Raw genomic sequence first — 13,116 nt, forward strand, 5'->3', positions numbered from 1 at the left:
CACAAAAAAGTCAATGATGGCCTGGTTGCCTGTCTGGCTGGTTCCGGATATGGCAACATTCAGGCCCTGACTGGTTCCGATGAATATTCCCCCAAACAGCAGAACAAGCAGAATTACCCTTTTCATCTTGCGTCTCCTTGATTTTTGCTGCAAAGGAATTTGTCCCGTTTCTGCTTTTCAGCCGGGCTGCTGATGGTTCGGAGGCGCCGTCCCATCAGCAGTTACCGGCCGAAGAAGAGAAGAGAACTTTTTAGCGTTTTCGTCTTACAGCAAGCATTCCCAGACCTAACAGAGCAATACTCGCCGGTTCGGGAATCATCGTGATTTTCAGGTTGTCGAACAGCCAGATTTGCTCCCAGGCCGGTGTGCCGGCGGCTACCGCCCAGCCCGGCCAGCCCGGACCGCCGATTTCAATCTGCCAGGTGGAATCCGTTAAAACCCATGCGCTTCCGTTCCACCAGTTCACGGTCAGCTCCGAGAGTTTCTTTTCGACGTGCACCCAGCCGGCTGCCTGCGTGAAATTCATAATGCCTGAACCCTTGCCGACTCCGTTGCCCGTTCCGGTGAGCACAAAGAACTCGAGGGCGATGGGGTCCCAGCTGCCCGAAACGCTCCTGATGTCAAACGAAACAGTGTAGTCTTCCGGATTGGTGCTGGTGTTCCCGGACACCGTAATCGTCCACTTGGAGCCGAAGCGGGTATTTACGGAGGCGGTGCCTTGAGAATTGTCAATCAGGCCGGTATGTTTGACGACCGTATTGTAGGGTGCTTCTTCACCTGCATATACGGCAGTATGGCTCTTGACAAAACCGTTTGCCGTATCGCCGTCAATCCAGTTCCAGGCCGGAAATCCGCCGCCGATGGTTTCGCTGTTGTAATCATTGGAATAGACCGTCACAACAGCGGAAGCTGTGCCAACTGCACATATCATTGCCAATAAGAAAATGCCTGTACTTTTCATCGTCTTTCCTCCAAAAATAGTGGTTATTCTTCCTCAATCCCTTTCGTACGTATTCTCCTCACACACCTCACACAACTGTCATCAGAACAGGGAAAAGGTCATGGGGTAGGCACGCAGCCCGAGTTGTTCTTGCTTTTCATCACCCATGTCTTCTCCGCCTTTTTTACCACCAGAAGTACTGACCGAACTGAATCTGCGTCCGAAGCTCCTGCCGCCGTTTCCATTCCACGTGTCCGTCGGCAAAGACTATATTGGCACCGGCGACGTCCTTGCGGTTGGAGGCTGGTTCGGACTGGCGGGCCAGATGGTTGGCCCTGTCATACAGCCCGTAGGAGCTGTACAGTCCGCCGGCAACCTCTGTAAAATTGCATCCGCCGGGCGGGGCCTGCACGTAGCCGGAGGCGGATGTCCCGCTGGATTGACTGATGACATTGTCCACAATCATCAGCGTAGCACTGCTGTTGGTCAGTGTGGTCAGTTTGCGAATCCAGACGGCCCGCATACCGCTCAGCAGCCGGTCGGGATAACGGGATGTCGGAGGATTGTTGGCGTAGTTGAGCCGGTCAAACAGATAGTTGTAGGACATGACCCGATATTCCTGCCGCTGGCGGGCTTCCGACAGCCGGCTTTCATCCCGCAACGGCAGCGGCCCGGTCACCGTTCCGGGCACCGGCGGCTGATAGTCTGAATCGCCGACCCAGGAGAACTGCCAGAACCGCCCGTCATCGGAGTTTTTGAATCGGTTGGCCGGGCAATAGAAGGATTTGTAATCCACACCGGCACACTGTGTGATTTGATTGGTGCACCAGAACGTCAGGTCCTGAAGCCAGCTGCCGCCCTCATTGAGGGGCACAGCCCCGTCGTTTTGTTCGGCATAAATCCGGACCCCTTGTGCCTGGGAGCGGATGTTGTTGCTGCAGACAACTTTGTACGAATATTCCTTGGCTCGGCCCAGCGCCGGAATCATAATGGACAGCAAGAGGGCGATAATCGCTATCACAACCAGCAGTTCAATCAGGGTAAAACCATTCAGTCTTTTCATACGTCTTCCCAGTCTCCTTTCTGCTTCTTTTTCGGTTTATTCCAGAATCAGGACCGGTTCAGCAAACAAACACCAGTCACTGTCAATTGTGGTCAGTTTCAGACCGTTGGAAAACCGTTCGGGAGAATCGCCTCCGTCGGTGGTCATCAAAGTCAGGAAGCGGTCATTTTCCGTCAGCTCAATTTCTGCAAAATCGAATTGTCCGACCTTGACCTGGGATTTCCGGAAGCGCATCTTCCCATCCACCAAAACCCAGAAGTCTGCATTGCCGGCCTCCGGTCGAATCGCATTGCCCTCGATTCCAAAGTAGGAGCGGAACCGGACAATCCGAGCACCCGAGAGGTCTTTTCGAAGCGTCTGAAGGTCAAACGTAATCCCCATATTTGCGTGCATCACCAGGCAGTTCACAAAAGGCGGAACCGCCGGGGATGAGTTTTCCGGTGCAGGCCACGGGAAAGGCCGCAGGGAGGAAACAATGCTGGTGAACCACCAGCCGCTGGTTGGGGGGCAGTTTTCAAAGACATGTCCTTCTGAGCTGACAATCTGAAGGGTGCGCCCGTCCGGAATAAAAACTCCGTCCACGTACGGCGAGAATGAGCACGGGTGATATTCATTGGAAGAGGCGCGGTTGTAGAACAGGATGGCGGACGGCCTGCCGGTAAGCGGGTCAATCCCCGTCTCGTTTTTTCCGGTTCCCAGTCCATTGCCGCCGCCGGCCATGTCCGCAAGATTCAACTGCGTCTGCCCTCGCCAAACCAGACCGGTCTGCGAGTGGATATGACGGACAAAAGACTCTTTTTTAAGCGGAATATCCTGAACTGTCCCGTTTTTGGCAATGGCCTTGGCCTGTCCGCGGGTGATTTCAACATGATTTTTGGGATTGCTGCCCGTACCGGAAATCAGCAGCGTTTTGCCCGCAAGCACATGGACTTCCGTCTGCCCATCTGGTTCCGCCTTGACGCCGAATTCCGTGCCTAAATCGATGACTTTCGAATTGGCGGTGCTGACGATAAACCCGACGGCATGGGATGGAACAATCGCATACAGCCGTCCGAAAGTCAGGTGCACCTGGTCTTCTGTGAGAATCTCGAATTTGGACGGCCCTTCAAAAATGAGTGTGCTGCCGTTGTCAAAAGCCAGTTTGACAATCCCTTCGTACAAAAACAGAGGTTTCGATTTGGTCACCAGACGGCTGCCGGGCTGAAGCGGCTGTTTGGTGTCCCATTTTGCATTGAGGGCGTCCGAAACCGTGGCCACTTCCATTCCGCTTCCGGGCGGTGAGAAAAAGGCATACACAAGCACAAAGAAAAGGGCTGCGGAGGAGAGAATCAGCGAGTAGAGCGAAAGTTTGCTGACGCGCGGCATGGTTTTGGTCTGAACTTTGGGCTTTTCTTCCTGATTCGGTTCTTTGAGGGCTGCGGGCACTTCTACAGCCGGCGCCGATTTTTCCTCGTGAGCCAGCTCTCCCCAGAACCGCTCGTCGATCGAGCTGTCGGCCAGCAGCGAGGCGGCCGCAGAAGGAAGTTCGCTCTGAAATTTGGTCCGAACGGTATTGTAGTGAATGACAAACTCGCAGTAGTGTCTGACCAGCTCCGGATGAGCCGCAAACAGTTCGTCCAGCTGCTGAATCTCTTCATCACTGATGGTATTTTCCAGCAGCTTTAGAATCAACGTATCGATTTGTCTTCTTGATGGAAGTGAATTCATTCGAAGCTCCGCATAGGCTGAGCAGATAAAGTCTTTTTGATACAGAACCGCAGCCAGTCCAGCGCCTGGGCAATATGGTTGTAAAGCGTGCTGACGGGCTGGCCGAACTGGACGGATAATTCCTTGACGGGGATATTGTCCGAAAAGTGCAGTTTCAGCAGGGAGCGCCGCCTGGTGTCCAATTTTTCACAGCAGATATCCAGGGCCTTCAGGCGGGTGGACAGCTCCTCCGACGTTTCGACTGCCAAATCGGCGGCCTGCTTGTAAAACTCGTTGCGGAAAAGCTTTTTGGTTTTTTCATTCCGCCGGAGATATTCAAAGCATTTGTTTTTGGCAATTCGAATAGCCCAGGCGGCAAAATTCGTCCCTTCCTCGAACTGGTCGAACTTCTCCCAGAGTGTCGCGGCCGTTTCCTGAAGTAAGTCATCAGCGGCGCTGGGGTTGTGAACAATCACCAGGATGATGGAGTGCAGCCGGTTCTGGATGCTTGTGTACAAGCGGAAAAATTTTGCACTCTTTTTGTCCATAATAGTCCGTTCTAATCGCCCATCGTCCTGAAAAACGGCAATCCGAAGTCGCTTCCTTAAGGGATAATGAACGACGTGTGAAAAATTCTAAAAAAGTAAAAAAAGGACAATATGGACAGATAGGGAAATTAAATTAGGCCAATTTCCTCATATTAAAGCAAGGAATAATCCGGATATGTTAATCTTGTGAAAGTCCGGCTTGCTTATTGATAGAGTTCAACTGCCAAATGCGGAGAGACTCGAAACGGGTTTCGCCATCTGTAGAAAACAGATAGACATAGTCTGAATCCTGTTCAGGGCAAGGCGCCAAAACCCGACTAATACACTGACGGCCCTTATTAATATAGATTTCGACGGCACTATTATCTAAAAACAGATGGAGTACAACTGGTACATTCTCCGGCAATGGTGCTTCCCGTCCCCCCACAGTCAACCGGTCTGCCTGGCGGGTAATCGCCAATCCGCCGGTGCCGTCTTCCCGACAGCGGATAATCAAACCGCATTCGGCGGCGCCGGCAGGGATAATTGTCATTTTGATTTCGAGTTGTTTTCCGCGGACATCGAGCGGAATCCGCTGGTTTTGGAGTAGGATTTGCTTTCGCTGCCAAAGCGGGCCGCGGAGAGATTTCAGTTCCGGCGCCGGTGTCTGGATAAGTTCTCCCCGGCTCGTAAGAGTCAGGACACGCGGCAGGGACATACATCCGTTCCAACCCTTTGTGTTTTGAAATCCCCGCAGCCAGCCCAGCAGGATGCGCCGACCGCGGCGGTCAATCAGAATATTGGTGCCGTAAAAATCCTCGCTGGAATCCGCAAGGCCCCGATGGTGTGCTGTGAACATTCCCTGCTTTGCATCGAAATCGCCGACAAAATACTCCACCGGCCCGTACGGCGAAATCAGCATTACAAAGCGGTTTTCCAAAGGAAAGAAGTTCGGGCATTCAATGCTGTACAGTTTCGGGTCCGGATGGCGAAAGAGAATTCCCCTGTAGGTCCACGTCAGCAGGTCATCCTGCCGGGCTTCATAGAGAAACGCCGCGGCTCGGCTGCCTTCGCCGGCGGGCAGCCGTCCGCCCAGAACCAGATAGGTTTTCCCGCTTGCACGAAACACAAACGGGTCCCGCCATTCTTCAATCGAAAGGCCGCCGTGGTCGTTCATTTTCAGGATGGGATTGCCGGCGTATTTATCCCACGCGAGCAGGTCGGGGGAGCCGACGGCCGCCCACTGCTCGGGAAGCGGATGCCCGATGCTCGTATAGAAGATAAGCGGCTGATTCGCGGCGTTCAGCGTCAGACAGCCGGAAAAGACGTGTTCTTCGCCTTTTTCCTTCGAAGGCCACAGGGCAACCGGCAGATGTTCCCAATGCACCAAATCCCGGCTTCGGGCGTGTCCCCAGTGAATCGTACCCCATTGGTCGCCGTACGGATTCAGTTGATAAAAGATATGGTAAAAGCCCTTGTAATGGAGGACGCCATTGATGTCGTTCATCCATTGAGCCGGTGCGGAAAAATGGTATGCCGGACGTGTCGGGTCGGCGGCGGCCTCGGGTACCCGAGCCAGCATCGATTCCATCGCCCGAATGACAGCCGGGTTTGGGCGGTGCGGCTCTCTGCCAGCCGGATTGTCGAACAATCTTGTGCAGCCGGCCTGAAAGACGGCGGCGGCGATGGTAAATACGAAGGGTCGAAAATGCTTCGGCCGTTTCATTGATGCACTCCTTGCGAAATTATCCAATCGCCAGTTTTTTCTGCATCTGCTCAAGCGGCACGCCTTTGGTCTCCGGCATTATGAACAGAACCCAAAGGAGCTGGCCGACCATACACAGTCCGTACAGGGCAAAGATTCGCCAGCCGAGCTGTTCGGCAAACATCGGAAAAGTCTGGGAAATCAGGGCCGCCATAATCCAGTGGGTAAAGCTGCCCAGGGCCTGCCCGCGGGCGCGAAGGGCATTGGGAAAAATCTCGCTGATAAAGACCCAAATGACGGCCCCCTGTCCGAAGGCGTGGGCGGCAATAAAAAGGATAAAGCCTGCCAGTACAGGCAGTCCGCCGGCGCCGGAATAAAAGGCCCAGGCGACGATGCTCAAACTGAGGATGTAGCCGAGGGAGCCGGCCAGCATCAGTTTTCTGCGTCCGAAATGGTCAATGACCGCCAGAGCCGCCATCGTAAAGACCAGATTGGTCAGCCCGATGATGACCGACTGAGCCAGGGCCGAGGTGCCGTCCGCTCCGGCCATCTCGAAAATCCGCCGCGTGTAGTAAATCAGGGCATTGATGCCGGAAAGCTGGTTAAAGACGGCAATCATCACCGCCAGCAGGATGGGTTTGAGATACTTGCGGCGGAAGAACGGCTCCTTCAGACTGGCGGCATCGTCCGTAAGGGATTTCTGAATTGCCCGCAGCTCCTCCTCCACATCGCCGCTGTCGGTGCCGACCCGGTTGAGCACGTCTTTGGCTTCTTCGAGGCGGCCCTGAGCCACCAGCCACCGCGGGCTTCGGGGGACACCGAACAAAAGAAGGAAGAATGCCGCCGCCGGAAAGGCCTCTACGCCGAACATCCAGCGCCATTCCCAAGTCCCCAGATTCAGCAGACTGATAATCCAGTTGGACAGATAGGCCAGCAGAATCCCCAAGACGATGTTAAACTGGGTAATGGCTACCAGGCGGCCCCGCAGACGTGCTGGGGAGATTTCGGCGATGTACATCGGGGAAATTACGGAGGCCCCGCCGACCGCCAGCCCGCCGATGAAGCGAAAGAGACTGAAGGAAATCATCCCCCAGGCCAGAGCGCTGCCGACCGCCGAGACAAGATAAAGAATGCCGAGCACTTTGAGAATCGTCCGACGTCCGTACCGGTCGGCGGGTCTTCCGAACAGCAGCGAGCCGATTACGGTGCCGATCAGGGCGCTGGCAACCACCGTCCCATGCCAGAAAGAGGTCCTTTGCAGAATGGGGAGAGCCTCTTCGCTTTGACCGGCGGGAAGGTCCGGACGTCCGAACCGCTGCGCTGCAGAAAGATATTGATTGTGATAGAGCCGCTCGAGGGTCTTTTCCGCACCAGAAATGACGGCTGTATCAAAACCGAACAACAAGCCGCCCAATGCCGCCACAATTGTGCTTTTCAGCAAAGTACCCTGCGTTTTCATTCCAAAGTTCCTTTTCTTGCGAGGTTGAAAGTTGCCCATCGAAGGGTCCAACGTTTTTCACAACCAGAGATACTCTATATAGATTGATTCGAAAGGGAAAAATTGGAAGCAGGACATCTCGAAAAATGGAAAACAAGGCGTTTTTTCCGCCCTTTGGGGTTTTTGCCGGGTTTTTTCGAGTTAATCACAGTGGAAGACTTCTTCCATTGAGGCCCACCATTCTCCTTCCTTGCGGTCGGGGAAGGGGAGGTGGCAGGGTTTGCAGACCGCCCACCATTTTTGCGTAGTGGGGTCGGCGGCCATTTTGGCCATATCCGCGTCAAAGTCCCGGCCGACATATTCAAAATAGCTGAACAAATAATATTTTCCGTCCGGCAGTTTCCGCAGAAAAATCGAATAGTTGCGAATGTTGCACGCTTGAATCATTTTCAGCACGCCCGGCCAGACATTTGCGTGCAGTTTTACGTATTCGTCCAGTTTTTCTTTCCGGACTTCGATTACGCTTCCAAACCGTTTCATTGTCCTTCCTTTCTCTGTCTTCTCAGAAGGTTTCTATCGCCTCATCGAATTCTCCCAGATGAAGCGGATACTGACCGTATTGACGCACCAGGTTCACGATGAAATCATAGGTTTTTCCGGATACGGCGCCTGATACCGAATGGTCCGACTGGAAGATATATCCGCCGCCTCTGGCGGCATTCAGTTTTCGCAGCACCTCCCGGCGAATCTGCTGCCGGTCGCCGGTTTCCCAAATCTGAATATCGCTGTTGCCGCAGATTCCCAGCCGATGCCCGTACTGCCGGCGGAGCTGGACGGCATCCAGCCCGGCCTTGGCTTCCAGAGGATTTAAGGCATCGATGCCGATTTCGATGAAATCAGCCAGAATGGAATTGATATTGCCGCACCCGTGATAAATCACCATCAGATTGTTTTGGTGTGCATAATCAGCTATCGCCTTGACCCAGGGCTTGAAATACCGCCGCCAGTACTCGGGAGAGAAGAACAGGTTGCGGCGGTAGGCCACATCGCCCCAGATGACAAAGCCGTCCAGCAGCCCTTCGGCGGCGGCGATTTGCGCCTTTGCACAGTCCAGGTAAAACTGTCCGATTCGGTTGATGATGTTCCCCATCCGCTCCGGGTACATTCCGATCCAGAGCATGCTGTTTTCTACACCGATCAGCCGGGTCAGGCATTCGTTGCATTCAATGATGCTTCCAAAGACGGGGAAATCCGGCCACAGCGAACGGACGGTCTCAATCCAGGCCGGGCTGTTGCGCTCGAATCCATCCCCGACGCCGGCGATTTGATTGTCTCCGGCTGAAAAATAACGTCTCTTGTCATACGGGTCATCAAACTGAGCCGCCTCCAGTTTTTCGATGGTGTCGGTTTCAAAATCAATAAATTCCGGCATCGGGGCATCAAATTTCTTCCGAAGAATCGCACCGAAGCCCGTTTTCACAACCACTTCCTTTTCGGTTTCCTTCAGCGTTTCAAACGGCCGGATCCACGGGTCCATATTCGGCGTGGTGACAATCCAGTCCAGGTCATAATAAAAATAGGGGTTGGCATCGTCCGGCAGTCCGAGTTCCTCCCGCCATCGTCGAATAAAACTTCCCCAGAAGAAATCGCTGATGGGGACGCGGTCCGGTTCCTCGTGCCGCAGCGTTTTTTGCATCCGCTCCAGTTTTCGCAGCGTATCGGCCTTGCGGCCTTCCGTGTGTTTGGCCCGTCCTGTCGTGTCAAACATTCCCATGACCGGCTCCTGCAGCTCCGTATCCGATGAAGACAATTGCAATCAGCAGACAAACCACGCCGAGCACAATCAGCCCGATGGGTTTGCCGCGAATGCCCCGCCATTCTCCCGCGGCAAATCCCCACAGCGTCGAGACCAGAATTACGATGCCCATGTACAGCCCCCAGCCCGCCGAACTTCCCAGCCGGCCCATCATTACAGCCGCCCGGCCGTACAGGGCGATGGACGGCATCCAGATAGCTCCCATCAGGGCCGCCAGAACCCAGTGCGACGCCGTGCCGGCTTTTTTGTAATCCGCCCATGTTCGGTTTCGCGAAAGCAGAAACGAGCAGTAGATGACGTTTGTGGTCAAGCCGCCCAGCAGGGTGACCGCCCAAACCGGGTCCGATGCGCTGGCGGCGGAGGCGCCGACCGAAACGGCCGCTTTTGTAATGCTGCCGCTGAAATTGAAGGCAAAGTTCAGCATCGAGCTGAAGATTCCGCCGAGGGTGGCCAGCAGAAGTCCGAGCATCATTCGGCCGGCGGAGGATGCAGATCCTGCGGCGGCTTGCTGCATTTGTTTTTCCTTCTGTCGGCCGGCGGCGGCACAGAGGACAATTCCGACGGCCATCACGAGGATGCCTGCGACGGACCACAGGCCCGGAGCGGTTCCGAAAATCTGCGGGTTTTTCAGCATCGGGATTAGGGTGCCAAGGGCTGTCGCAAAACCGATGCACAGGGCAAAAGCCAGACTGATTCCGATCATGGCGATGCTCCGGCCGAAGAAGACCGCCCCCAGTCCCCACCCAAGACCGAACGCATACACCAGACCGATATCGCGGAGATTGGATTGACGAAGAACAGCCCCTATGTCAGGGACTGTGAAAAAGGTGATTGTCCAGGGGATAATGAGCAGAGCACAAACAGACCATACCAGCCAGACGGCTTCCCAGGACCATCGGACGGTTTTCTTCATCGGCAGTGAAAAACTGCCGGTCATCACCCCGCTTACCAGTCCCAGCAGCAGGCCCCAAACCGTTTCCATAGACTCCCTTTCCTCTCCTGACGGGGGTGCTTTTATCGCCTTTTTATCCTGGCATTTAATGCTTTTTTGGGTTCGGAGTCAAACGGAAAAGCCGGAACTGTCCAGCTGCCGAAGTTGCCAATCCGCCGATTAAAGGTCTATTCGGAGGAAAACATTCCCGAACGGCTGTCGGTTTCGGATGCGGCTTGGGCCGACCGATGCTGGTCGCGCCAGCCGTAGAACGTCAATTCTCGAATATCCCGCTCCGGCTTGAAAAAGAAGCTGGCCAGATATCCAACGACAAACAGGACGATGTGGCTGTAAACCCCCACCATATACGGATGATGGGGGAAATTGAATTTCCCCAAGTCCACAATCAGCTGTTTTTGGGGGCCGCCCAGGTCAAATTTCGTAGAGGTCAGGACGGCATAGGCCGTAAACAGAACGCAGGCGGCGATGCCCGTATTCAGCCCTTTTCGATTGGTGCGTACGGTAAAAAAGGCCAGCAGAAAAATGCCGGCAATCCCGCCGGAAAAAACAGCATACAATCCGAATAGCGTGCCGAGAATGGCTTCCCCTCCCCATCGGACATACAGACAGGCGATGCCTACCGAAATAAGGCCGCAGACCAGAATAATCATTTTTCCCAGCCGCAGACAGTCTCGGTCGGCTGCATCGGGCCGGAAACGCCGGTAAAAATCTTCGATGCCGACCGCCGCCAGACAATTCAAATCCGAATCGAGCGTGGACATGGCCGCCGAAAACAAAGCGGCGACAATCAGCCCCGTCAAACCGGCCGGAATCTGCGTCATAATAAAATACGGGAAGACCTGATCCCCGGTAATGCCGGCCGGCAGCAGACCCGGCGCCGTGCGGTAGTAGGCCCACAGCAGGGTCCCGATAAAAATAAATAAGGTCCAGACCGGCACGCACAGGAGGGTTCCCATCAGAGCGGCCTTGACGGCTTTTCGGTCTGTTTTGGCCACCAGGAAGCGCTGCACGATGGTTTGGTCGGTGCCGTATTTCTGGACGGCGTAAAATACTCCGTTGATGAACATCACCCAAAAGGTCAGCCGCGTGAAGTCCCAGCTGAACGGCCCCATGCTCATTTTGCCGTTCTCCCAGGCGGTCTGAAGCAGGGCGGCCGGACCCTGGGGGGCTTTGGCCAGCAGGAGGACGCAGGAGACAATCCCGCCGGCAATGAGAATCAATCCCTGAATGACGTCCATCCAGATGACCCCTTCAATGCCTCCCGCCCACGTATAAAGAATCGTTACGATTCCGACCAGCAGAACAATCAGATAGGTGTTTTGGCCGGTCATCGAAGCCAGGGCCAGCGCCAGCAGATAAAAGACGGTCCCCATCTTCGTAAAATGCATCATTACAAATCCCAGAGAGCTGTACAGTCGGGCGAAGAAGCCAAACCGCTTTTCAAAATATTCATAGGCGCTCAGGCCGATGAATTTTCGATACAGGGGAACAATAAACCAGATAAACGTCAGGAGCGTGACGGGGACGGCCAGCCCCTGCACCAAAAGAATCCAGTTGCCGCTGAATCCCTGCCCGGGATAGGCCAAAAACGTGACACTGCTGATCAGGGTGGCCAGCACAGACATCCCGATTGCCCAGGCCGGAATCGAACGGCTCCCTACAAAATACCCGTCCGTCGATTTTCCTTTTTCTGCAAATCGCTTGCCGAGGTAAGCAATCAGCCCGATGTAGGCGGCAATGATGGTCCAGTCAATCCAGTGAAGGGTTTCCGTTTGCACAGGAGATGCCTTTCAAAAAGAGGTTCAGGATGGGTTCAGGCCACGAATAACTGCCCGGCTTTACGGTCAAGAAGCAGTCTTCCTTTTTCGCGATGCGCATCTGTACGACGCCGGGAGCCGGCCGTGCGGATATGTCAAAGCGGCTCCATCCCAGCCGGCGGATAACGGCAGAGGCCGTGGCGCCGCCTTCAATATAGTACTCCCTGATGCGGATGCGGTCGGATACCTCCTGCACCATAATCGCCGTCACAGCCGCCAGAGTGCGGGCGAAGAGAGGGTCTGGAACAACGGGTCTGTCAATGGCGGCGGCGACGCAGTCCTCCTTCTCAAAGGCCGCCGCAATCTGCTCGGCCCATCTTTGTACAGGCAGCTCTGATTCGCTGAATCGGTCTCTGCAGGAAAAGAGCTCATCCGGCATTTGATACACGGTGCGGCCCAGCCGGTGTGCTTTCTGCAGGATTGTGCGGCTGTATGCAGAGCCGCTGCCGAACACGAACAGGGCCGGCGGTCGGGCCCGGAAAGGCGTCCGGCTCATCGCGGCATCGAGACGAAATCCTTTGGCTTGGAGAATGGCGGTGAAGAAATCCGCTGCTCCGGTTGCAAGGGTTTGTGGTTCGAGGCATTCGGCCCAGACCTGAAGGTCCCGGCTGGTTTCCGCCTGGCCGAGCCGGATTCCCCTGTCGGGAAGCTTCTGTCCGGGTTTCAGCACACCGGCATCCGGGGAGGAAGACAATCCCAATAATTCAAGTACATCAGAGGACTTGGCCGGATATTCCGGGTCTTTGGCAAAATCCGTCCGGTCCAGGGGCTTCTGATTCACAAAATAGCGGCCGTCTCGGACAATCCGGCCTTGCGAGGGGTTGGCAGGCACCAGAAGCACCCTCGGGATGTTCAGGATTTTCATCAGTTCAAGCAATTCGGCAGCAATCGGTCCCCGCAAAACCGAGTCAGTTTTTTTGTAAAGCCAGTCGATGGCGATGCCGGCTTCCTTGATTTGCCGGACGGCCTTTCGAACGCGGAAGGCCGCCTCCGACGGCGGGCAGGACCTCGAGTTGGTGTCCAGAACCAGAAGCTCGGCCTGCGTATCCGGGGAAAAATCCGTCTGGACCTGCGTGCGGAGCCCGGCACAAAATCCGATACCGGCAAGTTCCGCTGCACCCGAAAAGTCATCTGCTATCACCACAATCATCCCGTGTCCCCGCTGCGTTCTT

11 protein-coding genes are annotated in these 13,116 nt (G+C 55.1%); all 11 read right to left on the reverse strand.

Going from position 1 to position 13,116, the window contains the following annotated elements; all coding sequences use genetic code 11:
* Nucleotides 1-250: 250 nt before the first annotated feature.
* Entirely contained in the window at nucleotides 251-961 is a 711-nt protein-coding gene (locus tag PKY88_12060) for a PEP-CTERM sorting domain-containing protein (GenBank protein ID HOQ05934.1), read from the reverse strand.
* 163 nt (nucleotides 962-1,124) lie between these two features.
* Entirely contained in the window at nucleotides 1,125-2,003 is an 879-nt protein-coding gene (locus PKY88_12065; protein ID HOQ05935.1) for a type II secretion system protein, read from the reverse strand.
* A 36-nt stretch (nucleotides 2,004-2,039) separates the two neighbouring features.
* Nucleotides 2,040-3,710, reverse strand: coding sequence for an NPCBM/NEW2 domain-containing protein (locus PKY88_12070; protein HOQ05936.1), 1,671 nt, complete (start codon nucleotides 3,708-3,710; stop codon nucleotides 2,040-2,042).
* Nucleotides 3,707-4,237 carry a sigma-70 family RNA polymerase sigma factor gene (locus PKY88_12075; GenBank protein ID HOQ05937.1) on the reverse strand — a complete coding sequence of 177 codons (531 nt, stop codon included), beginning with the start codon at nucleotides 4,235-4,237 and terminating at the stop codon, nucleotides 3,707-3,709. Before PKY88_12075 ends, PKY88_12070 begins: the two co-directional genes overlap by 4 nt.
* 178 nt (nucleotides 4,238-4,415) lie before the next feature.
* Entirely contained in the window at nucleotides 4,416-5,942 is a 1,527-nt protein-coding gene (locus PKY88_12080; protein ID HOQ05938.1) for a glycoside hydrolase family 32 protein, read from the reverse strand.
* 19 nt (nucleotides 5,943-5,961) lie between these two features.
* On the reverse strand, nucleotides 5,962-7,380 hold the full coding sequence (locus PKY88_12085) for a sugar porter family MFS transporter (protein ID HOQ05939.1): 1,419 nt from the start codon (nucleotides 7,378-7,380) through the stop codon (nucleotides 5,962-5,964).
* A 180-nt stretch (nucleotides 7,381-7,560) separates the two neighbouring features.
* Nucleotides 7,561-7,899: an L-rhamnose mutarotase gene (locus PKY88_12090; protein ID HOQ05940.1), complete on the reverse strand. Its 339-nt coding sequence runs from the start codon at nucleotides 7,897-7,899 to the stop codon at nucleotides 7,561-7,563.
* A gap of 22 nt (nucleotides 7,900-7,921) precedes the next feature.
* On the reverse strand, nucleotides 7,922-9,133 hold the full coding sequence (locus tag PKY88_12095) for a uroporphyrinogen decarboxylase family protein (protein ID HOQ05941.1): 1,212 nt from the start codon (nucleotides 9,131-9,133) through the stop codon (nucleotides 7,922-7,924).
* Entirely contained in the window at nucleotides 9,120-10,157 is a 1,038-nt protein-coding gene (locus PKY88_12100) for an L-rhamnose/proton symporter RhaT (GenBank protein HOQ05942.1), read from the reverse strand. The genes PKY88_12095 and PKY88_12100 overlap by 14 nt, the downstream gene beginning before the upstream one ends.
* Nucleotides 10,158-10,294: 137 nt before the next feature.
* The gene (locus tag PKY88_12105) at nucleotides 10,295-11,905 is read right to left on the reverse strand and encodes a sodium:solute symporter (protein ID HOQ05943.1); all 1,611 of its coding nucleotides are present in this window, start codon (nucleotides 11,903-11,905) and stop codon (nucleotides 10,295-10,297) included.
* Nucleotides 11,877-13,094 (reverse strand): four-carbon acid sugar kinase family protein, encoded by a 1,218-nt coding sequence (locus tag PKY88_12110; protein ID HOQ05944.1) that lies wholly within the window; start codon nucleotides 13,092-13,094, stop codon nucleotides 11,877-11,879. Before PKY88_12110 ends, PKY88_12105 begins: the two co-directional genes overlap by 29 nt.
* Between the last annotated feature and the right edge of the window lie 22 nt (nucleotides 13,095-13,116).

The sequence above is a fragment of the Anaerohalosphaeraceae bacterium genome (genome assembly GCA_035378985.1).
GTDB lineage: Bacteria > Planctomycetota > Phycisphaerae > Sedimentisphaerales > Anaerohalosphaeraceae > JAHDQI01.

What these genes read in the sequence shown, in the direction of transcription:
- PKY88_12110 (HOQ05944.1), bottom strand. Translation starts at nt 13,094, where the DNA reads ATGATTGTGGTGATAGCAGATGACTTTTCGGGTGCAGCGGAACTTGCC.
- PKY88_12085 (HOQ05939.1), bottom strand. Translation starts at nt 7,380, where the DNA reads ATGAAAACGCAGGGTACTTTGCTGAAAAGCACAATTGTGGCGGCATTG.
- PKY88_12095 (HOQ05941.1), bottom strand. Translation starts at nt 9,133, where the DNA reads ATGGGAATGTTTGACACGACAGGACGGGCCAAACACACGGAAGGCCGC.
- PKY88_12100 (HOQ05942.1), bottom strand. Translation starts at nt 10,157, where the DNA reads ATGGAAACGGTTTGGGGCCTGCTGCTGGGACTGGTAAGCGGGGTGATG.
- PKY88_12075 (HOQ05937.1), bottom strand. Translation starts at nt 4,237, where the DNA reads ATGGACAAAAAGAGTGCAAAATTTTTCCGCTTGTACACAAGCATCCAG.
- PKY88_12080 (HOQ05938.1), bottom strand. Translation starts at nt 5,942, where the DNA reads ATGAAACGGCCGAAGCATTTTCGACCCTTCGTATTTACCATCGCCGCC.
- PKY88_12090 (HOQ05940.1), bottom strand. Translation starts at nt 7,899, where the DNA reads ATGAAACGGTTTGGAAGCGTAATCGAAGTCCGGAAAGAAAAACTGGAC.
- PKY88_12060 (HOQ05934.1), bottom strand. Translation starts at nt 961, where the DNA reads ATGAAAAGTACAGGCATTTTCTTATTGGCAATGATATGTGCAGTTGGC.
- PKY88_12065 (HOQ05935.1), bottom strand. Translation starts at nt 2,003, where the DNA reads ATGAAAAGACTGAATGGTTTTACCCTGATTGAACTGCTGGTTGTGATA.
- PKY88_12070 (HOQ05936.1), bottom strand. Translation starts at nt 3,710, where the DNA reads ATGAATTCACTTCCATCAAGAAGACAAATCGATACGTTGATTCTAAAG.